The sequence below is a fragment of the Burkholderia sp. L27(2015) genome (genome assembly GCF_009765705.1).
Classification (GTDB): domain Bacteria; phylum Pseudomonadota; class Gammaproteobacteria; order Burkholderiales; family Burkholderiaceae; genus LMUX01.
The window spans coordinates 757,236-777,564 of the sequence record NZ_LMUX01000016.1 but is presented as its reverse complement, the minus strand read 5'-3'; the positions used below and the strand labels follow the sequence as shown (position 1 = coordinate 777,564).

20 protein-coding genes are annotated in these 20,329 nt (G+C 60.2%); 9 read left to right on the top strand and 11 right to left on the bottom strand.

The genetic code is table 11. From position 1 onward, the window contains the following. The first annotated feature begins 325 nt into the window (after nt 1-325). The 3 genes from GSQ77_RS11405 to murI all read left to right on the top strand — a co-directional run bounded on the left by GSQ77_RS11405 (nt 326) and on the right by murI (nt 3,752). Nucleotides 326-1,255 carry a DMT family transporter gene (locus GSQ77_RS11405; RefSeq protein ID WP_158902959.1) on the top strand — a complete coding sequence of 310 codons (930 nt, stop codon included), beginning with the start codon at nt 326-328 and terminating at the stop codon, nt 1,253-1,255. An 87-nt stretch (nt 1,256-1,342) separates the two neighbouring features. Next, nucleotides 1,343-2,866, top strand: coding sequence for a fumarate hydratase (locus GSQ77_RS11400; protein ID WP_158902053.1), 1,524 nt, complete (start codon nt 1,343-1,345; stop codon nt 2,864-2,866). 37 nt (nt 2,867-2,903) lie between these two features. Next, the gene (gene murI, locus GSQ77_RS11395) at nt 2,904-3,752 is read left to right on the top strand and encodes a glutamate racemase (protein WP_254067603.1); all 849 of its coding nucleotides are present in this window, start codon (nt 2,904-2,906) and stop codon (nt 3,750-3,752) included. Here murI and GSQ77_RS11390 read toward each other — a convergent pair. After that, nucleotides 3,745-4,746: a LysR substrate-binding domain-containing protein gene (locus GSQ77_RS11390; protein WP_158902049.1), complete on the bottom strand. Its 1,002-nt coding sequence runs from the start codon at nt 4,744-4,746 to the stop codon at nt 3,745-3,747. The genes murI and GSQ77_RS11390 overlap by 8 nt on opposite strands. A 166-nt stretch (nt 4,747-4,912) precedes the next feature. Here GSQ77_RS11390 and GSQ77_RS11385 point away from each other — a divergent pair, with 166 nt between their 5' ends. The 3 genes from GSQ77_RS11385 (at nt 4,913) to GSQ77_RS11375 (ending at nt 6,943) form a co-directional block, all read left to right on the top strand. Further along, a complete protein-coding gene (locus GSQ77_RS11385) occupies nt 4,913-5,800 on the top strand; it encodes a pirin family protein (protein WP_158902047.1) in 888 nt (295 codons plus the stop codon). Nucleotides 5,801-5,962: 162 nt separating this feature from the next. After that, a complete protein-coding gene (locus tag GSQ77_RS11380; RefSeq protein ID WP_158902045.1) occupies nt 5,963-6,355 on the top strand; it encodes an OsmC family protein in 393 nt (130 codons plus the stop codon). Nucleotides 6,356-6,457: 102 nt separating this feature from the next. After that, entirely contained in the window at nt 6,458-6,943 is a 486-nt protein-coding gene (locus tag GSQ77_RS11375) for an SRPBCC family protein (RefSeq protein ID WP_158902043.1), read from the top strand. Nucleotides 6,944-7,059: 116 nt separating this feature from the next. On the opposite strand, the gene GSQ77_RS11370 is transcribed toward GSQ77_RS11375, so the two are convergent. From GSQ77_RS11370 to uvrB, 6 genes are all read right to left on the bottom strand, one after another. Then, nucleotides 7,060-7,461, bottom strand: a complete 402-nt coding sequence (locus GSQ77_RS11370; RefSeq protein WP_158902041.1) for a heme-binding protein — start codon at nt 7,459-7,461, stop codon at nt 7,060-7,062. A gap of 151 nt (nt 7,462-7,612) precedes the next feature. Further along, complete coding sequence (locus GSQ77_RS11365; RefSeq protein ID WP_254067602.1) at nt 7,613-8,959, bottom strand: 4Fe-4S binding protein; 1,347 nt, start codon at nt 8,957-8,959, stop codon at nt 7,613-7,615. A 111-nt stretch (nt 8,960-9,070) separates the two neighbouring features. After that, nucleotides 9,071-9,919, bottom strand: coding sequence for an FTR1 family protein (locus GSQ77_RS11360; RefSeq protein ID WP_158902037.1), 849 nt, complete (start codon nt 9,917-9,919; stop codon nt 9,071-9,073). Between the two features lie 13 nt (nt 9,920-9,932). Beyond that, a complete protein-coding gene (locus tag GSQ77_RS11355) occupies nt 9,933-10,280 on the bottom strand; it encodes a cupredoxin domain-containing protein (protein WP_158902957.1) in 348 nt (115 codons plus the stop codon). Between the two features lie 125 nt (nt 10,281-10,405). Beyond that, nucleotides 10,406-10,888, bottom strand: coding sequence for an iron transporter (locus tag GSQ77_RS11350; protein ID WP_254067601.1), 483 nt, complete (start codon nt 10,886-10,888; stop codon nt 10,406-10,408). Between the two features lie 369 nt (nt 10,889-11,257). After that, a complete protein-coding gene (uvrB, locus tag GSQ77_RS11345) occupies nt 11,258-13,366 on the bottom strand; it encodes an excinuclease ABC subunit UvrB (RefSeq protein ID WP_158902034.1) in 2,109 nt (702 codons plus the stop codon). A gap of 114 nt (nt 13,367-13,480) precedes the next feature. On the opposite strand from uvrB, the gene GSQ77_RS11340 reads away from it, so the two are divergent. After that, nucleotides 13,481-14,677 carry an amino acid aminotransferase gene (locus GSQ77_RS11340; RefSeq protein WP_158902033.1) on the top strand — a complete coding sequence of 399 codons (1,197 nt, stop codon included), beginning with the start codon at nt 13,481-13,483 and terminating at the stop codon, nt 14,675-14,677. A 195-nt stretch (nt 14,678-14,872) separates the two neighbouring features. Here the strand turns inward: GSQ77_RS11340 and GSQ77_RS11335 are convergent, their stop codons facing one another. From GSQ77_RS11335 to GSQ77_RS11325, 3 genes are all read right to left on the bottom strand, one after another. Further along, entirely contained in the window at nt 14,873-16,198 is a 1,326-nt protein-coding gene (locus GSQ77_RS11335; RefSeq protein ID WP_158902032.1) for a patatin-like phospholipase family protein, read from the bottom strand. A 60-nt stretch (nt 16,199-16,258) separates the two neighbouring features. After that, the gene (locus tag GSQ77_RS11330) at nt 16,259-17,050 is read right to left on the bottom strand and encodes a 3-hydroxybutyrate dehydrogenase (RefSeq protein WP_174246433.1); all 792 of its coding nucleotides are present in this window, start codon (nt 17,048-17,050) and stop codon (nt 16,259-16,261) included. A gap of 198 nt (nt 17,051-17,248) precedes the next feature. Continuing rightward, entirely contained in the window at nt 17,249-17,989 is a 741-nt protein-coding gene (locus GSQ77_RS11325; RefSeq protein ID WP_158902030.1) for an acetoacetate decarboxylase, read from the bottom strand. Nucleotides 17,990-18,297: 308 nt separating this feature from the next. Between GSQ77_RS11325 and GSQ77_RS11320 the strand changes: the two genes are divergently transcribed. Beyond that, a complete protein-coding gene (locus tag GSQ77_RS11320) occupies nt 18,298-19,143 on the top strand; it encodes a 23S rRNA (adenine(2030)-N(6))-methyltransferase RlmJ (RefSeq protein ID WP_158902029.1) in 846 nt (281 codons plus the stop codon). Between the two features lie 511 nt (nt 19,144-19,654). On the opposite strand, the gene GSQ77_RS11315 is transcribed toward GSQ77_RS11320, so the two are convergent. Beyond that, complete coding sequence (locus tag GSQ77_RS11315; protein ID WP_158902028.1) at nt 19,655-19,804, bottom strand: DUF3563 family protein; 150 nt, start codon at nt 19,802-19,804, stop codon at nt 19,655-19,657. A 203-nt stretch (nt 19,805-20,007) separates the two neighbouring features. On the opposite strand from GSQ77_RS11315, the gene GSQ77_RS11310 reads away from it, so the two are divergent. Further along, nucleotides 20,008-20,316 carry an addiction module antidote protein gene (locus tag GSQ77_RS11310; protein ID WP_158902026.1) on the top strand — a complete coding sequence of 103 codons (309 nt, stop codon included), beginning with the start codon at nt 20,008-20,010 and terminating at the stop codon, nt 20,314-20,316. Nucleotides 20,317-20,329: the final 13 nt, after the last annotated feature.

Here is a 20,329-nt window from a genome sequence, read left to right as displayed (position 1 = left end):
GCACAGCTCTAACTGCTCTGACCTGATTATGTCGGACTCGTTGCACGGCCCGTAGCCTTTACCCTCTTGTCTCCACCCGTCGTTCCGTCATGCGCAAAGTGTGGCGTAACGATAAGCGAGGCGCCTTACCCATAGCTTACGCGGGAATGCGGCAAATCGCAGCCACCACGCCCTATCTATCCTCTATCCGCACCCTGCCCACGCCCGCTCGCGCCGCGCCGGCGCCCTCTTTGCGCGCGGCTTCCCGTGGGCAAGAGTGGACGCGCGTGATCGCCGCCTCGTACAATCACCGCATGCCGACATGCCCGATCCGAAACCCAGCCTGATGAACCGCTACGCTCTGTTGTTGATCGCGTCCATGTTGTTCGTCGGCAGCAATGTCGGAATCGGCAAATCGATCGTCGCCTCGGTGCCGGTGCCGCTGTTCGCGCTGCTGCGTTTCGTGATCGCAGTGGTGGTGCTGTTTCCTTTGTATCGCCCCGCCAAGATGCGGCGTGTGTCACGCGCCGAATGGCTGAATCTGTTTTTGCAGGCTTTTTTCGGCACCTTTGCGTTCACCTTGCTGATGCTGGGTGGCGTGCAGCGCACCAGCGCAGTGGCCGCCGGCGTCATTACCAGCACCATTCCCGCCACGGTCGCACTGCTCGCGTGGCTGCTGCTCAAGGAGCGCCCCAGCCCTCGCACGCTGGTCGCGATTGGGTTGGCGATTGCCGGCATCCTTATCATCAATGTAGCGCATGCGCCTAATGTGGGCCTTGATGTGGGTCATGAGGTGGGTCATGAAGCGGCCCACGACGCCAGTTCGTTCGCCGGCAACCTGATGGTGATGGGCGCCGTGGTCTGCGAATCGATTTACGTGATCTTGTCGCGCCGCTTGACCCAGACGCTGGCCGCTATCGATATCTGCGCGTATACCCACGGCTTCGGCTTTCTGTTGATGCTGCCGGTGGGTATCGGCACAGCGGTGCACTTCGACTATGGCAGCGTCGCCCCCGGCACCTGGGCGCTGTTGCTCTGGTACGGGCTGTCGGCCAGCGTCTTTTCCATCTGGCTGTGGATGAAAGGGATACGGCATGTGCCAGGCTCGATGGCCGGCGTGTTTACGGCAGTGTTGCCCGTGGCGGCTGCCGCTTATGGCATTGCAGTGCTCGGTGAACGCCCCACCGCGGCGCATGGTGTGGCGCTTGCCTGCGTGGTGGCCGGTGTGGCGCTGGCCAGTCTGCAAGCGCGTCGGGTACCGCCGGCGGCGTCCTGACGTGTCGCCCTGTATAATCACGCAGCTTTTAACCGCCACGCGCGCCTCAACGACGCGTCTCCGATCCCCCTCCCGTAAAATCTTGTCATGACCGTCATCAAGCAAGAAGACCTGATCCAGAGCGTTGCCGATTCGCTGCAGCACATCAGTTACTACCACCCCATCGATTACATTACCGCGCTCGGCCGCGCTTACGAGCTCGAGCAAAGCCCGGCAGCCAAGGACGCGATTGCGCAGATCCTGACCAACAGCCGCATGTGCGCCGAAGGCCATCGCCCGATTTGCCAGGACACCGGCATCGTCACCGTGTTCATCAAGGTCGGCATGGACGTGCGCTGGGACGGCGCGACGATGGGCCTGACGGACATGATCAACGAAGGCGTGCGACGCGCTTACATGCTGCCGGAAAACGTGCTGCGCGCGTCTATCGTCAGCCCGCCCGAAGGCGCACGCAAGAACACGCAAGACAACACCCCCGCCGTGATCCACTACGAGATCGTGTCGGGCGACAAGGTCGACGTGCAGGTTGCCGCCAAGGGCGGCGGCTCGGAGAACAAATCGAAGTTCGCGATGCTCAACCCATCCGATTCGATCGTCGACTGGATCCTCAAGACCGTGCCGACGATGGGCGCCGGTTGGTGCCCGCCGGGCATGCTCGGCATCGGCATCGGCGGCACGGCTGAAAAAGCGATGGTGATGGCCAAGGAATCGCTGATGGCACCCATCGATATCCAGGACATCATCGCGCGCGGCCCGCAAGACTGGATCGAAGAATTGCGTGTCGAGCTGTACGAAAAAGTGAACGCACTCGGCATCGGCGCGCAAGGCCTCGGCGGCCTCACCACCGTGCTCGACATCAAGATCCTCGCAGCGCCGACGCATGCGGCCAGCAAGCCAATCGCGATCATCCCGAACTGCGCAGCCACCCGCCATGCCCATTTCACGTTGGACGGCTCGGGCGTAGCACAGCTCGAAACGCCATCGCTGGATGCCTGGCCGAAGGTGCAATGGGTCGCCAATACCGAAACGAGTAAGCGCGTCGATCTCGATACCCTGACTGCCGCCGAAGTGGCGAGCTGGAAGCCGGGCCAGACGCTGCTGTTGTCGGGCAAGATGCTGACCGGTCGCGACGCCGCTCACAAGCGCATTGCCGATATGCTGGCACGTGGCGAGAAGCTGCCGGTCGACTTTACCAATCGGGTGATTTACTACGTCGGCCCGGTCGATCCGGTGCGCGATGAAGCGGTCGGCCCGGCAGGCCCGACCACCTCGACGCGGATGGACAAGTTCACCGACATGATGCTGGGCGAAACCGGCTTGATTTCAATGATCGGCAAGGCCGAGCGCGGCCCGGTCGCGATCGAGTCGATCAAGAAGCACAAGGCGGCTTATTTGATGGCAGTGGGTGGCGCGGCGTATCTCGTGTCCAAGGCGATCCGTACTTCGCGTGTGGTCGGCTTCGATGATCTCGGCATGGAAGCGATCTACGAGTTCGACGTGCAGGACATGCCGGTCACGGTGGCGGTCGATTCGAACGGTACCTCGGTGCATCACACCGGGCCGAAGGAATGGCAGGCCAAGATCGGCAAGATTCCGGTCACTACTGTTTGACGTTCCCTTGATGGCATCCCCGACTGCCGCGCTGAACATGACACTGAATGTGTCCGTGAAAGCGCCTCTGAACGCACCGATCGGCATCTTCGATTCCGGTGTCGGCGGCATGTCGGTGCTGCGGGCGATCCATGCACTGCTGCCACAGGAAGCGTTGCTGTATGTGGCGGATTCGCGTTACGCGCCGTATGGCGAGCGCGACGACGCGTATATCGTCGCGCGTTGTCTGGCGATCAGCGAGTGGCTACTGGATCAGGGCGTCAAAACGCTGGTGGTCGCTTGCAATACGGCGACCGCTCAGACTATCCAGCGACTGCGCGCTCATCTTGCCGAGCGCAATATCGCGGTGGTCGGTGTAGAGCCGGCGGTCAAACCGGCTGCGCTCGTTTCCAAAACACGCATTGCAGGTGTGCTGGCGACTGCGAGCACCCTGCGCAGCGCGCGCTTTCAGGACTTGCTGGCTCGGCATTCGGGCGATTGCAGATTCGTCTGCGTTGCGGGCAACGGCTTGGTCGACGCGATCGAGCAAGGCGATACCGGTTCGCCTCACGTGCTGGCTTTGCTCGAAGATTATCTAGGGCAAATCCTGGCCGCGGGCGCCGATACCTTGGTGCTGGGCTGCACGCATTATCCTTTCCTGGATCAAGCGATCAAACAGATGGCCGGCGAGCGCCTTGCGCTGATCGATAGCGGTACCGCAATTGCCCGGCAACTACAGCGCGTGCTCGAAGCACAAGCACTGCTTGCCGATACCGCTGCGACACGCGCGCATGTGCGCTTGTGCTCCACCGGCGACGCTACAGCCCTCCATCGGCTTGCCGCCACGCTCGGTATCGATGCGCAAGTAGACCCGCAACCGGTAGAGATCGAAGCGTCCTTCAGATAACGCCTTCGGTCCGACCTTGGAATCGAGCGGCAAAGCGCGACTCGGCGGTCTCATTACTACCCAAAGCCCCGTTCGTCACACAGGTGCCATCGGCCGCCAAATGCTCGACCAAGAAATCGACGAACGCCCGCACCGCAGGCATCATCCCCTGCCGGCTCAGGAACACCGCGTAAAGCTGAGGCGGCGGCAAGCGCCAGCCTGGCATCACGGGCGAGAGCTTGCCGCTCATCAACGCGTCGCGATACATCATCTCCGGCAGTGCAGCAATGCCCAGGCCCGCCAAAGCCGCTTCGCGTATACAAGTCAGGTCGGCCGTCACCAACCGCGGTTCGTGCTCGACATCGTGAACCGTGTCGTCAGGCGCGGTCAGGCGGAAAATATGCCGACCGTCCCCGGTGGGCGTATCGAGCGTCGGATACTGCAGCAGTTCGCTGGGCACGAGTGGCACCGCATTCTTCTGCAGCAAGCTGGGCGCGCCCACTAGTAATTGCGTCGTGCGCCACAGCGGGCGCACCACGATATTGGCGTTGGGCGGCGGCTCGGAGCGCACCCGCAAGGCAATATCGATCGGATCTTCGAACAGATCAGCAATCCGATTGGTGACACGCATGGTCACCCGCACTTCCGGATAACGCGCAAGAAAATCGGGCAGGATGTGCGACAGCACCATCTGCGACATCGTCACCGGCACGCTCACGCGCACATTGCCACGCGGCGACGCGCTCATCTGCGACACCGCGTGTACGGCGCCTCGCGCCTCCTGCATCATCGCCTGGCAACGCTGGTAAAACATCTCGCCGGCTTCGGTCAGCGCGAGCTTGCGCGTCGAGCGCTGCAACAGCCGCACGCCCAGCGCCGCTTCCAGTTCGGACAAGCGCCGCGACAAGCGCGATTTGGAAATGCCCAGCACACGCTCCGCCGCTGAAAAACCGCCATGCTCGACCACTTGGGCGAAGTACATCAGGTCGTTCAAGTTATGCGTATCTATGTCCATATCGTCCCATTTATAGAACAATCTATTGCCGCTATCAGGCTGCGCGGGGGCTCCGCTGTTCCTATAATAAACAAATGTTGCAATTTTAGCGCCATTCGACAGATGCGCGGATCATCGCATCTGCGGTCGAAGGGTCAATGTCCTGGCGTATGGAGGGTTTGTTTCAATGTCCACAACTCGTAGCGTAAAGCGTATCGTGCCGGCCCAGCGCACCACGGAAGGCGGCGGCTTTGTCGTGCATCGCCCATTTCCGACCCGGCTGATGATGGATTTCGATCCCTTCCTGCTGCTCGACGAAATGGGGCCGGTCCAGTACGCGCCAGGTGAAGCCAAAGGTGCCCCCGATCATCCACATCGCGGCTTTGAAACCGTCACGTATATGCTCGATGGCGCGTTCGAGCATGCCGATTCGCAAGGCCATCGTGGCCAATTGAACGCAGGCGATGTGCAATGGATGACCGCCGGCGCGGGCATCGTTCACAGCGAAATGCCGGAGCACGAATTCACCCGCCGTGGCGGCCGCATGCATGGGCTGCAATTGTGGGTCAACCTGCCGCGCCGCGACAAGATGATGACGCCGCGCTACCAGGAGATCCCTTCCGCGCAGATTCCGACCGGACAAAACGCCGACGGCAGCGTCAAGGTACGCGTGATCGCGGGCGAGGCGCTGGGCGTAAAAGCTGCGATCGATACGCGCACGCCCATCCTGTATCAGCATTTCACGCTGGCTGCGGGCGCGACCTTGGTCCAGAGCGTGCCGGCGCAGTATCGCGTGTTTGCTTATCCGCTCAGCGGTAGCGGCACGTTCGGTGTCGATGACAACGAGCAGCCGGTGGGGGGCCAAGCGCAGCAGATGGTGATTTTTGGCGATGAAGGCGAACAGGTGCAGATCACCGCGAGTGCCGACGCGCCGCTCGACATGCTGTTGCTGGGCGGTATCCCCCTGAACGAACCCGTGGTGCGCTACGGCCCCTTCGTGATGAATACCGAAGCTGAGATACATCAGGCAGTGGTCGATTTCCAGAGTGGCCGCATGGGTCAGATCGCTCATTAGCGCGAAGTCCGGGCGAATCGGCGACAATGAAGCTAGTCATGGCGCGGCGTATCGTGCGGTACTGCACTGGAGTACTCCGGCATATCGTGGAGTACCGCGGTGTATCGCGGTATAGCGCGCCATGGCTCCGATAACCGACGACCCTGGACTGGAGCAGACTATATGACGCAGATCACCTCGCAAATTGGCGCCGTACCTTACTTGGTTACGCATCGGGGAGGCAATAATGTGTGGCACGCCGATGAACCCAAGGACGAGGGTGGTGGCGATACGGGGCCGGCGCCGTTCGAATTGTTGCTGTCCGCGTTGGGGGCTTGCACCGCGATCACGCTGAGAATGTATGCACAACGCAAAGGCTGGCCGCTAGAGGATGTCGACGTCAAGCTTTCGCTGGAAAGAACGTCTACCGCTACGGCGATCGATCGGCAGATCGTGTTACATGGCGAACTGAGCGCCGAGCAGCGTGAACGTCTGCTGCAGATCGCCAACGCCTGCCCGGTGCATAAAACGCTGACTCAACCGATTGCCGTCACGACCGGGCTTGCGGCACTCTGAACGGACAAATCGCAAGCGCAGTCGTTGCCATTTGTCGTTGCCATGAGCGTACTTTTCCCTTATGTTGGTCGATAACATCATCCGAAAAGGTTGTACGCAAGCATGATTTACGAACATCTGGTGCAGATCAACGACCCGCTGAACCCCCTGCTCGATACGCTCACGCGCGAGCAGCTGTGGGCAGGACTGGTATTGCGGGCAGAACAGCCGCAGCTCTTCGTGCTCGGGCTCGAAAGCTGTACGATCCTTTCCCGCTCGGGGCTGGGCTTCGAACGTGAGCTGTCATATGGGCCTGCGTCCGTGCGCGACTACGTGACGTTCGCACCCGGCATCAGCGTGCGCTATGACATCGCAGCGACCGAAGAGCATGTCGGCGGCTCGCTGACCATGACGATAGAACAGCCCGACGCGCTGCAATTATTCGTGCGTTTCAAATATGAAACGACACTGCCCGAAGCCTCCAGCGGCGAAGCGCATCGCACGATGGAAATCGTGAAATCGGCGTATCGCGAAGCCGATATCGATACCGTCCGGCTGATTCGCGAATTTGCGCAAACCGGCCGCCTGACGGTGCAGCAGTTGCATTGAGTGCGATCGCAAGCGCAGGTGCCGACAGGTGCCAACGCTGGCACCAAATAAAAAACCCAGCTGATCAGCTGGGTTTTTTCTGCGCCGTGCACTTGCGCCCTGCACTTGCGTTCAGTTCAGGACAGCGCGGCGATCCCAGCCTTGGCGATTTCCGCATCCTGTTCCGACTTCACACCGGACACGCCAACCGCGCCTATCACTTCGCCTTCGTGGACGACCGGCACGCCACCTTCCAGCATCGACTCGAGCGGTGCGCTCAGGAACGCGGTGCGGCCACCCTTGATGACTTCCTCGTAGATACGGCTTTCGCGGCGACCTAGCGCAGCGGTGCGGGCTTTGCCCGGAGCGATGTCAGACGAAATGGGTGCAGCTCCGTCCATACGATGCAGATGCAGCAGGTGACCGCCATCGTCGACCACCGCAACCACCACGGCCCAGTTGTTGTCGCGCGCATGTTGCTCGGCGGCTTCGGCGATGAGTTTGGCGTCTTCCGCGGTAAGTATGACTTTGGTTTTCATGATTGACCTTGGTAATTGGGCTTGAAAGCGAAACGGCACACGGTGCCGATGCGCAATTTTACCTCACACTCGCCGTCGCCGACGCACGCGGTGCGGCGTTATTCCACGCCGGCCAGCGCCGCCGCACTCACCAGATCATTCACCAGATCGCTCACCAGACCTGGAACATCAGCCACCACGCGCTATCGACCACCAGCAGCGCCGCCACGATGCACGCCAGCGCGCCGTAACGGCGAACCGGCTGCGCACTGTGGCGCCCACTCACGCCCCACGCCAACCAGGCCGTCCAGACATTCGCGCCGATCAGCAAGCTCCAGCGTACATACGGCGCCCAACCCAGCCAGAAATGCTCGGCGCGCAACAAGGACAATGTCGTGGCCGACAAGCCCAGGAACACCCCGCATCCGGCCACCGGAATCAGCGCTTGCACGAGGTGATGGAAACGGCTGAAACGCCAGGGACCGAGAAAGCGACTGCCTGCTGCAAGCAACAGCGCCAATGCCGTGCCATAGACCAGCGCCGTGACGAGGATGTAGCCGAGGATCATGCCGCCGTCCAGCCACGAGAACACGTCGTTCTGGTCGGCGTAATGCGTGAGCACGAACCACGGCACGTCGGTGCTCAGCGGCCAAAGAATATTGCGGTCGATCAACCAGCCCGCGCTCATCTGCTTGAGGGCCACGAACCACGGGCTGGCGCTCCAGTGGAACGCACCAATCGCGATGCCGCACAGACCGTACAGCACGAGTGCGGAATCCCACGGGTTGGCTTTGCCTTCGCCCAGCCGCACCACTTCATCGGACGGCGAGCGCGGCGTGAGCTGCACCGCTTCGCGGTGTCCGCTGCATCGACCGCACATATGGCAATCGGCGCCGCCCTCCATGGCGCGCAAAGGCACCAGCGGCGCGCAGTTGACCGGAATCACGCGGTGCCCATGCTCGCCTTTGGTGTAAGACGCGCGCCAAGCCGCTTCATTGACGCGGTAATGCACCGGCGAAATCCGCGCCAGCAAGCTGAACACGCCATTGACCGGACACAGATATTTGCACCAGACCCGCTTCTCGCGTCCGTAAATCAGGCCGATTGCGATGGCCGCGACGGTGGAACCGCCGAGCACCAGCATCACCGCCTTGGGGTATTGATACACGCTGACCAACTGGCCGTAGATGGTGGTCAACGCGAACGCCGCAAACGGCCACCCGCGCCAGCGCATCCAATGCGGAATGGCCCGGCCGCGGCCATATTTGCTGGCGAGTTCGGACAACGCCCCTTCCGGGCACAGCACGCCGCACCAAATACGGCCGAGCAGCACCATCGAAAGCAGCACGAAGGGCCACCAGATGCCCCAGAACACGAACTGCGCGGCCAGCGTCAAGTTGCTCCATAGATGCGCCGTGTCGTCCGGCAAGGGCATCAGTACGGGAACCACGATCAGCACTGCGTAGACGAGAATGATGAACCACTGCACCCGCCTGATCATGCGATCGTGCCGCTTCATCCACTCGCCCAGGCTGGCAAGCAGACCAAGCGAGGGAGCAGAAGCAGTGGTTGCCACGGGCGGGGCAGAATGTCTAAACGTCATTGGCGGGGCGATCGTCTCATCTCGGGTTCAGCGGCCGGTCAGCGCGGTTTTGGGCGTGCCGGCCGGCTTGCCGGCACGACGCGTCAAGAACCACACAGCCAGCCAAAAAGCGGCGTAGGTCAGTACATTGAGCAACGAAGGATGAGCACGATAGCCCGTCAGCGTAGCGATGAAAGCGCCGATCCCGTTGCCGTCGTCGAGCACGACCGAAGTGTTCCAGAACTGATCGACCAGCGTTGGCAGCCAGTCCAGGCTAATCAGTTTGTCGACGCCGTTTTCAAGCAGGCCAGCGGCCAGCAACAGCAGCAGGATTTCGGTGACGCGGAAAAAGCGGCGCCATGAAAACAGGTGGCCGCCCAGTTGCAGCAGATAAAACGTCAGGAACGCGAGTGCCAAGCCGCCGAACACACCGGCATACATCGCCGCGGTAATGTGGCCGTTTTGGCCGAAACCGAGCCCGTAAAGAAAGATCACGGTTTCGCTACCTTCGCGAGCGATGGCAATCGCCACCAGCAAGGCGATGCCCCAGTGATTTTCGCGCCGGGTGTTTTCCTCCAGCGCCTTTTCCATATCGCGTTTGAGCGTGCGACCGTGCCGCTTCATCCACAACACCATCTGCACGATCAGTACGGCCGCGACCAGCACCATGGCCGCTTGAAATGCATCGAGCGCGGTACCCGTCAACTCTTCAGTGACACCTATCAGCACGGCGCCCAACAACACCGCTGCGACCAGCCCTGCGGCCACGCCTATCCACAGGTAGGGCAGCGCGCGCCGTGCCGCCGCGTCGCCGTTCTTCAGCCACGCGTACAAGATGCCCACCACGAGCAACGCTTCGACGCTCTCGCGCCAGACGACAAAAAGTATTTGCTCCATGCCCGCTCCTTCCCTACTTCGCGACGATCACGCCCTGCCCGGTCGATTGATGGAAATCGTCGAAGAACTTGTATTCGCCCGGTTCGAGCGCAGCCACCACGACAAAGGAATCGGCGCCGGGCGCCAATACTTTTTCCTTACGCAATTGAACGCTCTCGAATTCGACTGCGCTATTGCCCTTGTTGAAAATCGTCACCTTGAAGCGCTTGCCTGCCGGCACTTCGATGCGCGCCGGCGTGACCTTGCCATCCGCGAGTTCAACCCGGAACGTGGGCAGGTCTTCGGCCTGCGCCATTGCCGGCAGCAGCGTCGAACACACGGCCGCAAACGAAAGTGCAGCAATAGAGCGTCTAAACATCATCGAGGTTCCGAGTTTCATGGGCGAGCTGGTTTTCCACTTGTTGGCTTGCTAGACGGACACTGCACCCACGCCGCGCGCAGTGTGTGTTCGCAATGTCTGCGCAGTGTCTATTTCACAGTGTGTCTTTAGTAACCGCCCTTCTTGCCGATGCCGGCGAACGGGAAATCGTATTCCACCGTGAACGGCTTGAACCACGGGCCGGTACCGGTTTCCTTATCGATGTGACGGCCGAACGCGGCGGCGCCCATGGTGGCCGGCGGAGCGACGATGATTTTCACGTGATATTTGCCCGGGCCGAACAGTTTGACGTTGTCGCCATAATGCGGGCCGTCGTTGGCCACCATCGGCATCAGCACACCCTTGACCGATTGCGTGGTACCGACCTTGCTGAGCTCATACTTGACTTGCAGATAAGGCATCCAGTCGCCTTCGGCAAAACCGGTCGGATTGTTCTTAACCGCATGAATATCGGTTTCGAGGTGGATATCGGAATCCGACGCTTTGCGCATCATGCCTTCCGGGTCCATCGTGATCGGCTGCAGATACACCGTGCCCAGTTCCATTCCGCCTTCGATATGCTGTTTGCCGATCGGATATTCCGCTGCCATCGCGGGCAACGCCACGCTCACTGCTGCGGCGACCAGAAGACGGGAAACACGAGCTGAAACTGGATGCATGAGGTTTTCCTTAGAGAAGTGCCGACGCGCGTTTCTCGCAACAAAAGGGACGCGTTATCACAGGATTATGACAAATGTTAATGCGAATGATTCTTATTATATCCGGGATAACGCTGAAGGGGCAAGTTAAGGTAAGAAGACGGCGTCGAACGACGCAGTCGAGGCAGATTTGACTCGCGGCAAAGACTGGTGGGGAAGCGCCGGTCTTTGCCCTCGATGCCGGCAAACGCCGAACCGGCGCTCGATCCGACAACGTTGCCCGCACCTTCAGATCGAACGTCGAAGAGAACCTTGAACGGCTTAGCTCGCGCCCTCGACGTGATCGCTGACACTGGCCCCAAACACGCGCTCGCGCAGCAAGGTGAGCTGATCGCGCGCCTGCGCCGCTTTTTCGAACTCGAGGTTCTTGGCGAAATCCATCATCTGCTTTTGCAGGCGCTTGATTTCCTTGGAGATCTGCTTCTCGGTCATGTCCTCGAACTTGGCGCGTTCCTGTTCCGCGCGCGCCTCCGCCCGCACTTCGTCGACGTTGTAGACCCCGTCGATGATGTCCTTGATGCGTTTGATCACGCCACGTGGCGTGATGCCGTGGTCGAGGTTGTGCTGCACCTGCTTGGCGCGGCGCCGTTCGGTTTCGCCAATCGCGCGACGCATCGATTCGGTCATGGTGTCGCCATACAAGATGGCCTTGCCGTTGACATTGCGCGCCGCCCGGCCGATGGTCTGGATCAGCGAGCGCTCGGCGCGCAGGAAGCCCTCTTTGTCGGCATCGAGAATCGCCACTAGCGACACTTCCGGGATATCGAGCCCTTCGCGCAGCAAGTTGATGCCTACCAATACGTCGAATGAACCGAGCCGCAGATCGCGGATGATTTCGACGCGCTCGACCGTATCGATATCGCTATGCAGATAGCGCACCTTGACGCCATGTTCGGCCAGGAAATCGGTCAACTGCTCGGCCATGCGTTTGGTCAATACCGTTACCAGCACGCGCTCCCCCGCCTTGACGCGCAGGTGGATTTCCGACAGCACGTCGTCGACCTGGGTGCGCGCCGGGCGCACTTCGATTTCCGGATCGACCAGTCCGGTCGGGCGCACCAGTTGCTCGACCACCAAGCCGGTATGCTTGGCTTCGTAATCGGCGGGCGTGGCCGAGACGAAAATCGTCTGGCGCATCTTGTGCTCGAATTCGCTGAACTTGAGCGGCCGGTTATCGAGCGCCGACGGCAAGCGAAAGCCGTAGTCGACCAGATTGACCTTGCGCGCGCGGTCGCCGTTGTACATGCCGTTGAACTGGCCGATCAACACGTGCGACTCGTCGAAGAACATCAAGGCGTCGGCGGGCAGGTAATCGACCAGGGTCGGCGGCGGTTCGCCGGGCGCGCTGCCCGAGAAATGCCGCGAGTAATTCTCGATGCCCTTGCAGAACCCCAGCTCCTGCAGCATCTCCAGGTCGAAACGCGTGCGCTGCTCAAGCCGCTGTGCCTCCACCAGCTTCATGTCCTTATGGAAAAATTCGAGCCGCTCGCGCAGTTCGTCCTTGATGGTCTCGACCGCGCGCATCACCGTATCGCGCGGCGTGACGTAGTGCGACGACGGATAGACCGTAAAGCGCAGGATTTTCTGCCGGATCCGCCCGGTCAAAGGGTCAAACAACTGCAGCGTATCGACTTCGTCGTCGAACAGATCCACGCGCACGGCCAATTCAGCGTGCTCGGCCGGGAAGATGTCTATCGTGTCGCCGCGCACGCGGAACGTGCCGCGCTGGAAATCGCTGTCGTTGCGCGAGTATTGCATTGCGATTAGGCGTCCGATGACCTCGCGCTGACCGATTTTGTCACCGGTGCGCAGGGTCAAAATCATCTTGTGATACTCGGACGGATTGCCGATACCGTAGATGGCCGAAACCGTCGCGACGATCACCACATCGCGCCGCTCCATCAGGCTTTTCGTGGCAGATAGGCGCATCTGCTCGATATGTTCGTTGATCGAGGAATCTTTTTCGATAAACAGGTCGCGCTGAGGAACGTACGCCTCAGGCTGATAATAATCGTAGTAAGAAACGAAGTATTCGACCGCGTTGTGCGGGAAGAACTCGCGAAATTCGGAATAGAGCTGCGCCGCCAGAGTTTTGTTCGGCGCGAAAACGATCGCCGGACGGCCTAGTTGCGCAATCGTATTGGCCATCGTAAAAGTCTTACCGGAGCCGGTAACGCCCAATAGGGTCTGAAAGGACAAGCCGTCCCCCACCGCTTCGACAAGCTGCCGGATCGCCTCAGGCTGGTCGCCGGCAGGCGGATACGGTTGATAAAGCTGGAAGGGTGAACCTTCGTAGGTCACGAAGTTCGCTTCCGTGGCATCCGGCTCGGGTAGGCCGGGTTCGCCTGAGATCTCGCACAAATCGGTCATCTTCGCTAGAATGGTGGGGTTGTTTGCCAAGAGCTAAGCAATCGCTGAGAAATCCTCAGCCGTCTATTCTAGCCCCTCTGTCAAATCCCGGTTCCCTCACTCCCGAGCAGTTAAATGACTCTGTTTTCATCCGTCGAGCTCGCCCCACGCGATCCTATCCTTGGTTTGAACGAAGCGTTCAATGCCGATTCCCGTGCGACCAAAGCCAATCTGGGCATAGGCGTCTATACCAACGACGAAGGCCGCATTCCGCTGCTGCGCGCCGTGCGCGAAGCTGAAAAAGCACGTGCCGAAGCCGCTACACCGCGCGGTTATTTGCCTATCGAAGGGATTGCCGCCTACGACGCCGCCGTGCAGAAGATGTTGCTCGGTCCGGATTCGCCCATCGTCACCGAAGGCCGCGCGGTGACCGCGCAAGCATTGGGTGGCACCGGTGCACTGAAGATCGGTGCCGACTTCCTCAAGCGCCTGAATCCGAACGCGAAAGTCGCGATCAGCGACCCGAGCTGGGAAAACCATCGCGCGTTGTTCGAAGCGGCGGGTTTCGAGGTAGTGAATTATCCGTATTACGAAGCCGCCAGCCATGGCGTGGCCTTCGATGCGATGATCGCAGCACTTAACAGCTACCCGGCCGGCACGATCATCGTGCTGCATGCGTGCTGCCACAATCCGACCGGTGTCGATCTCACGGTCGACCAATGGAAAAAAGTCGCCGAAGTGGTTCAGGCGCGCTCGCTGGTGCCCTTCCTCGACATGGCTTATCAAGGCTTTGCCGACGGCATCGATGCGGACGCCGCGGCCGTGCGCCTGTTTGCCGAAACCGGTATCAACGTGTTCGTATCGAGCTCGTTCTCGAAATCGTTTTCGCTGTATGGCGAACGCGTGGGCGCACTGACCATTACCACCACCAGCAAGGACGAAACCACGCGCGTGCTGTCGCAGCTCAAGCGCGTGATTCGCACCAACTACTCGAACCCGCCGACGCACGGCGGCTCAGTCGTGGCCGCTGTGCTGAGCAGCCCGCAACTGCGCGCGATGTGGGAAGACGAACTGGGCGAAATGCGTGAGCGTATCCACGCGATGCGCGTGAGCCTGGTCGAAAAGCTCAAGGCGTATGGCGCCAAGCGCGATTTCGGCTTTGTCGCCAAGCAGCGCGGTATGTTCTCGTATTCCGGATTGAATGCGGCACAGGTCGACCGCCTGAAAGACGAGTTCGGCATTTACGCAGTCGGTACCGGCCGTATCTGCGTAGCCGCGTTGAATACGAAGAACATCGACGCCATCGCGAAAGCGATCGTCGCAGTGCTCTAGGCTGCTCACTTCAGGTCGCCGTGGGTTGTCCTGGACGACCCCAATTGGACGGCCGCAGTAAAAATCCCCGCCGGGTCTATGCCAGGCGGGGATTTTTTTTACAGCGGACTTGTTTGGCTTTGACGCGTATCGACTTCAGTGCATCGACTTCAACGCACGGCGCCGATACGCCAGCCGACATGCACCTTGGCTCACCTATTCGCTGCGGCGGTGAATATCGTGTGTCACGAAGCCGGTACCGTTATCGGGTAGATCGAGCCAACCCGGCTGCTTCAGCGTATGCCGGATATCGTCGAGGCCACTGTTCCAGTGTTCGAGCATGGTCGGTGTGCCGAACTGGAAATCCCTGAAGTCGGTCTCGTATTCCTTGTCGTGATAGATCAGATGCACGACGTTGTAGCGTTTGCTGCAAGCAAGCTCCTCGGCGAGCACGCACCATCTGTCTGTCTTGCGCACGTCCTCGGGCACTTTCTCCAGCACTTCGCGCATCGCTTTTCTAAACAGCTGTGAACGGCTCAACACGTCCGTCACCATCCGGGTACGACTCGAATACTGGATATCCTTGGCACGCTCATTGATCGCGCCCATCGTGGTCGGCACGTCGCCCACTGCGCTCCACAAGTCGACCTGGAACGCCAGCGTGTCGCGCCGTGGCGTGGTCTGCAGCACCTCCGACAACGGCGTGTTCGAGACCAGCCCACCGTCCCAGTAGTACTCCCCGTCGATTTCAACCGCCGCGAAACCTGGCGGCAGTGCCCCGGACGCCATGAAGTGCTCGGCGCGCAAGGTCATCTTGGTATTGTCGAAATAAACGAAGTTGCCGGTGCCGACGTTGACCGCCCCGACCGACACGCGCGTCTCGCCGGAATTGATCCGATCGAAATCGCACAACCGCTCCAATGTCGCTTTCAGTGGCGTCGTATCGTAATAACTGACCTTGCGCGGATCTGTGGGCACCGAGCTTATCGGTGGTGGAAAGCGCGGCACGAAAAAGCCCTTTTGACCTTCGAGCAATGCCGACGTCGCACTCCAGCGCGCGAACATTTTGCGGACTTCATCAGTGGTATTGAACAGCGTCTGTTCGAAAAACGGCCAGATCGGCGGGCTGCTGGCCGGCTGGCAAATCGTGTTCCAGAACTCTTTCAAGGCTGCCACGCGTCGACCCGGGGCGTTGCCTGCGATGATCGCGGTATTGAGCGCGCCGATCGAGATGCCGGCAATCCAGCCCGGCACCACACCCGCTTCGTCGAGCCCCTCATAAACCCCGGCCTGGTAGGAACCGAGTGCGCCGCCGCCCTGCAAGACCAGCGCTACGGTCTCGTAGTGTGGGAATTGCAGCGGAGAATCCGTCTCGAGTGCGGCTCCGGTACGCGGGCGCACGTCGGGTTTGCTGGACGCGGCAGTCTCGGATTTGCGGGTCGTCGCCGCATCGGATTTGCTGGTCGCCACCACCGCGGGTTTGGTGCTCGCCGCGATACCAGCTTTGGTGGTCGCCGCCACACCAGGTTTGCGTGCTGCCATAAAGAGGACTCCATCGAAACGAGGTTAGGGCCGAGGCAATTGCCCCGGCGCCCCAAGCATTTACTGCATGAACCAGCCGTGGCTAACCACGAACGATTGGCCGGTCAGTGCAGCCGACGGGAACGCCGACAGGAACAATACAGTCTGCGCCACGTCTTCAACCGTCGTAAAGATGCCGTCGACGGTACCGCCCAGCATGACATTCTTGATCACGTCGGCTTCGCTGATACCCAGCTCCTTGGACTGTTCCGGAATCTGCTTGTCGACCAGCGGCGTGCGCACGAACCCCGGACACACGACATGCGAACGCACGTTGTGTTTCGCACCTTCCTTGGCGAGCACCCGGGCCAGCCCGAGCAAACCATGCTTGGCCGTCACGTAAGCCGACTTCAACGGCGAGGCTTCGTGCGAATGCACCGAACCCATGTAGATCACCACGCCGCCGCGATCGTCCTTGTACATGTGTTTCAACGCCGCCTTGGTGGTCAGGAACGCGCCGTCGACGTGGATCGCCATCATTTTCTTCCAGTCGGAATAGGCATAATTCTCGATCGGATTGACGATCTGGATGCCGGCGTTCGACACGAGGATATCGACCGAACCGAGCTCGGCCACGACTTTTTCGATACCGGCGTTGACAGCGTCTTCATTGGTGACGTCCATTGCAATACCGATGGCTTTGCCGCCAGCCTTGACGATTTCGGCGGCGACCGCAGACGCGCCATCAAGATTCAAATCGGCAATCGCGATTGCGGCGCCCGATTTCGACAGCGTAAAGGCAATCTCTTTGCCGATGCCGCTGGCAGCGCCCGTGACGACGGCAACTTTGCCTTTGAGTGCAGTATTGGAAATGGTATTCGGGGTCGACATGGCAGGATCTCCAGAGAAAAACAAGAATGATTCAGCAAGACAGCACCGCTGCGGGGTGATACAAAACGTGTGCCGCTTATTCTATTGCGGATTGCGCGAGGCGTCGCACAAAGCTTGAGCGCACGAGCGGGTGCGGCGCCGGTCGCTCATTTGCCACTCAACCGGCGCGCAAAGCGCTCGTTACTTTGCAAGATAATCGAATACCACTTCGCCTAGCCCTAAGGTCAGGTCGGCGACCAAGTGGCGCGCCTCGACAATTTCCAGCACCGGCAAATCGGCGACCGGTGCCAGTGCGTGCGGTGCGAGCTCCAATGCCGCGGGGCCGGTCCAGGCGCCGGCCAACTCGATATCTTCGAGGTAGTAGCGCACCAGTTCGCAAACTCGTGCGGTGCCATCGACGTGCGGGATGATCTTGAGCAGGAAATTCGGCGCCTGCAGGCGCTTGAGCTGGGTCGCGTGATCGAGATCGCGATGCTTGTAGCCCATGGTTCCGGTGGCGATGCGCACAGGACCGTAATCGAGCGTGCCGATCAGCGTGTCCGTATGGACATCGAGCGTCGGGTGCGCGAGTTTTTTTGGAAAGCCCCAGAGTTCGCGCCCACCGGCGATGGGCGGATGGTCGTCGAGGTACATCGCCAGCGTATAGCTCCCGGCCTGCCCTTTGTAGGAAACCGGTATCACTTGACCGCTTTCGGTGTAATCGCCGAACCCGGTCGAATCGCGCATCCGGATAAATTCGTAATGCACCAGCGGCTCGCCCACTTCGAGCGGCTCGGGCACCACCGCGCGCAGCAAGTCCGGATCGGTGCGATAGGTAATGATCATGAATTCGCGGCCGACGAAACGATAAGGGCCCATCGGAAACGCGGGGCTAGTCAGCGGCATGGCAAATGCTTTGGACCTTACGGAGTCGATATCCATTTTCTTTCCTTTGCAGGTTGACGGGACTACTTGCAGCGTGCGCCTTGAATGTGGCAGAGGTATTGCGGCCGGCCCGCCAGCCGGGGAGACTTTGGCGGGTGGCTTTAGCGGGTGACTTTGTAAAAAGAGCGCAGCGTACAGAATAACCCTAACCGTTTTTGGTGCGTATCCCTAAAATCGATCCGTCGGCACTTTTAAATCGCCGCGACGCTGCGCTCCGATCGCGTTGCGGTCAAAATAGGCGATATCGCGCGTACAGGCTTCCGATACAATAGCGCCCTCCCCAGTCTCGATCTCCGGCCCCGCCCATGCTCAGTTATCGCCACGGCTTTCATGCCGGCAATCACGCCGACGTACTCAAGCACTGCGTGCTCGTCCAGTTGCTGCGCTACCTGACCCAGAAAGACAAACCGTTCTGGTATATCGACACGCAAGCGGGCGCGGGCGCTTACGCGCTCAACGAAGGTTTTGCCGCGAAAAATGCCGAGTACGAGAGCGGCATCTCCCGGCTCTGGGGCCGTACCGACCTGCCGCCGGTACTCAAGGACTACGTGGAAACGGTGCGCCTGTTGAATCCCGACGGGGTTCTGCGCTACTACCCGGGCTCGCCGTATCTGGCCTCGCAGCTTTCGCGCGAAACCGACCGGCTGCGTTTGTTCGAGATGCACAGCACCGAAATTGAAGTACTGCGCAATAATTTTCGCGACCTGGGCCGTCGCGCGATTCTGTACGATGGCGATGGCTTCGACGGTTTGAAGGCGCTGTTGCCGCCGCCGCCTCGACGCGCGTTGACGTTGATCGACCCGTCTTATGAAGACAAGCGCGATTACCATCACACGCTCGCGACCCTCGAGGACGCCCTCAAGCGATTTGCGACCGGTACCTACGCGGTTTGGTATCCCCAAGTCCAGCGGCTCGAATCGCAACGCTTTGCAGACCAGTTGAAGCGGCTACAGCCCAAAGGCTGGCTGCATGTGTCATTGACCGTCTCCGCGCCGCCCATGGGGGGGTTCGGTCTGTTCGGCAGCGGCATGTTTGTGCTTAACCCGCCCTATACGCTGTCCAAAGCGATGAACGACGCGATGCCTTACCTGGTCCAGAAACTAGGCCAGGACAGCACCGCCAAATACACCGTCGACTATCGCCCGGCTTAATAGCCTGACGAGCGCGAAGTGGTGTTTTGCGGCGATCGTGTAAGAAGTTGCGTGGGGGGTTGTGAGGTCGAGCGACTAGCACCGCGAGTCTGCAGCGAAGGCTGTATCACAATTACAGGCGAAAACCCTGTGGTTTGGCTATTGGGAAACGTGGCCGGTGCGCCCGGCTGGGCGGACTGACCCGGCGCCGCGGGTGCCCGTAGCGCTTGGCGAGGCGGCGTTTGATAGATGGTCGCGCTCGGGCCACCGATGGCCCCGCGCTGGCTGTCGATCACGACTGCATCATCCTGATACGCCCAAGCAGGCAATACCCGCACGGCGCCGAAAAGCGCACAGGCAAGCATCACGCATCGCGTTGTTTTCATCATCACGTCTCAACTGGCCGCACTTCGATCAACGGGCACCATAGCCCCATCGAACGGCTACACGCACGCTTCGAACCTGACGATAGGTCCTGCTGCTACCTGATGCAACCCAGCCTTGCGGCCAGTCGCGGTCATACAACGCGGTTTTACAGTGCGTTGAAGCTGCGCGTTTCGAGCGTGCGAATACGGTGTTCGAGTTCGACGATATCGCTCGATTCCGACAGATAGGCATCGCGGCGTTGACGTTCCAAACGTTCGAGCCAGTTGTTCAAGCCCATCATAAGAGCTGCAAACATGTTCTTCTCCAAAACTTGGTCTTGACATCCCGGGTACAAGGCGTACTAGGGATAACCCTAATCAGGTTAACCCGGATTATAGACTCTTTTTTTTGTTTGTGCTGGGGTTTGCCAACGTTGTCCGCTTGACTTCAATTTTCGTATCTTATAGGATACATTAAGGATGCAAGTAAGACAAAATCGATCGAAATTACGGTGAGCACATGATGAAAGAACAATCTTCCCACTTCGATGCAACCGAGTTTTTAACCGACCAAGCCACCATTGCGCATTACCTGTCGGCCGCGCTCGACGATGCCGACAGCAATGTTTTTATCGCCGCGCTTAGCGACGTGGCACGTGCACGCGGCATCACCCAAATGGCCAGAACCGCAGGCGTAGGCCGCGAAAGTCTTTATAAGACGCTCGCGCCCGGTTCCAAGCCGCGCTATGAAACCATACGCAAACTGCTCGATACCCTGGGCGTCAAGTTGATGGTCGTGCCGGCGCAAGCGAGCACACCCTCGGCGTGAGCGCCACATGCGG

Coding starts and splice junctions, on each gene's coding strand:
- GSQ77_RS11405 (WP_158902959.1), top strand. CDS start 326: ATGAACCGCTACGCTCTGTTGTTGATCGCGTCCATGTTGTTCGTCGGC.
- GSQ77_RS11400 (WP_158902053.1), top strand. CDS start 1,343: ATGACCGTCATCAAGCAAGAAGACCTGATCCAGAGCGTTGCCGATTCG.
- murI (WP_254067603.1), top strand. CDS start 2,904: ATGACACTGAATGTGTCCGTGAAAGCGCCTCTGAACGCACCGATCGGC.
- GSQ77_RS11390 (WP_158902049.1), bottom strand. CDS start 4,746: ATGGACATAGATACGCATAACTTGAACGACCTGATGTACTTCGCCCAA.
- GSQ77_RS11385 (WP_158902047.1), top strand. CDS start 4,913: ATGTCCACAACTCGTAGCGTAAAGCGTATCGTGCCGGCCCAGCGCACC.
- GSQ77_RS11380 (WP_158902045.1), top strand. CDS start 5,963: ATGACGCAGATCACCTCGCAAATTGGCGCCGTACCTTACTTGGTTACG.
- GSQ77_RS11375 (WP_158902043.1), top strand. CDS start 6,458: ATGATTTACGAACATCTGGTGCAGATCAACGACCCGCTGAACCCCCTG.
- GSQ77_RS11370 (WP_158902041.1), bottom strand. CDS start 7,461: ATGAAAACCAAAGTCATACTTACCGCGGAAGACGCCAAACTCATCGCC.
- GSQ77_RS11365 (WP_254067602.1), bottom strand. CDS start 8,959: ATGAAGCGGCACGATCGCATGATCAGGCGGGTGCAGTGGTTCATCATT.
- GSQ77_RS11360 (WP_158902037.1), bottom strand. CDS start 9,919: ATGGAGCAAATACTTTTTGTCGTCTGGCGCGAGAGCGTCGAAGCGTTG.
- GSQ77_RS11355 (WP_158902957.1), bottom strand. CDS start 10,280: ATGATGTTTAGACGCTCTATTGCTGCACTTTCGTTTGCGGCCGTGTGT.
- GSQ77_RS11350 (WP_254067601.1), bottom strand. CDS start 10,888: ATGGCAGCGGAATATCCGATCGGCAAACAGCATATCGAAGGCGGAATG.
- uvrB (WP_158902034.1), bottom strand. CDS start 13,366: ATGACCGATTTGTGCGAGATCTCAGGCGAACCCGGCCTACCCGAGCCG.
- GSQ77_RS11340 (WP_158902033.1), top strand. CDS start 13,481: ATGACTCTGTTTTCATCCGTCGAGCTCGCCCCACGCGATCCTATCCTT.
- GSQ77_RS11335 (WP_158902032.1), bottom strand. CDS start 16,198: ATGGCAGCACGCAAACCTGGTGTGGCGGCGACCACCAAAGCTGGTATC.
- GSQ77_RS11325 (WP_158902030.1), bottom strand. CDS start 17,989: ATGGATATCGACTCCGTAAGGTCCAAAGCATTTGCCATGCCGCTGACT.
- GSQ77_RS11320 (WP_158902029.1), top strand. CDS start 18,298: ATGCTCAGTTATCGCCACGGCTTTCATGCCGGCAATCACGCCGACGTA.
- GSQ77_RS11315 (WP_158902028.1), bottom strand. CDS start 19,804: ATGTTTGCAGCTCTTATGATGGGCTTGAACAACTGGCTCGAACGTTTG.
- GSQ77_RS11310 (WP_158902026.1), top strand. CDS start 20,008: ATGATGAAAGAACAATCTTCCCACTTCGATGCAACCGAGTTTTTAACC.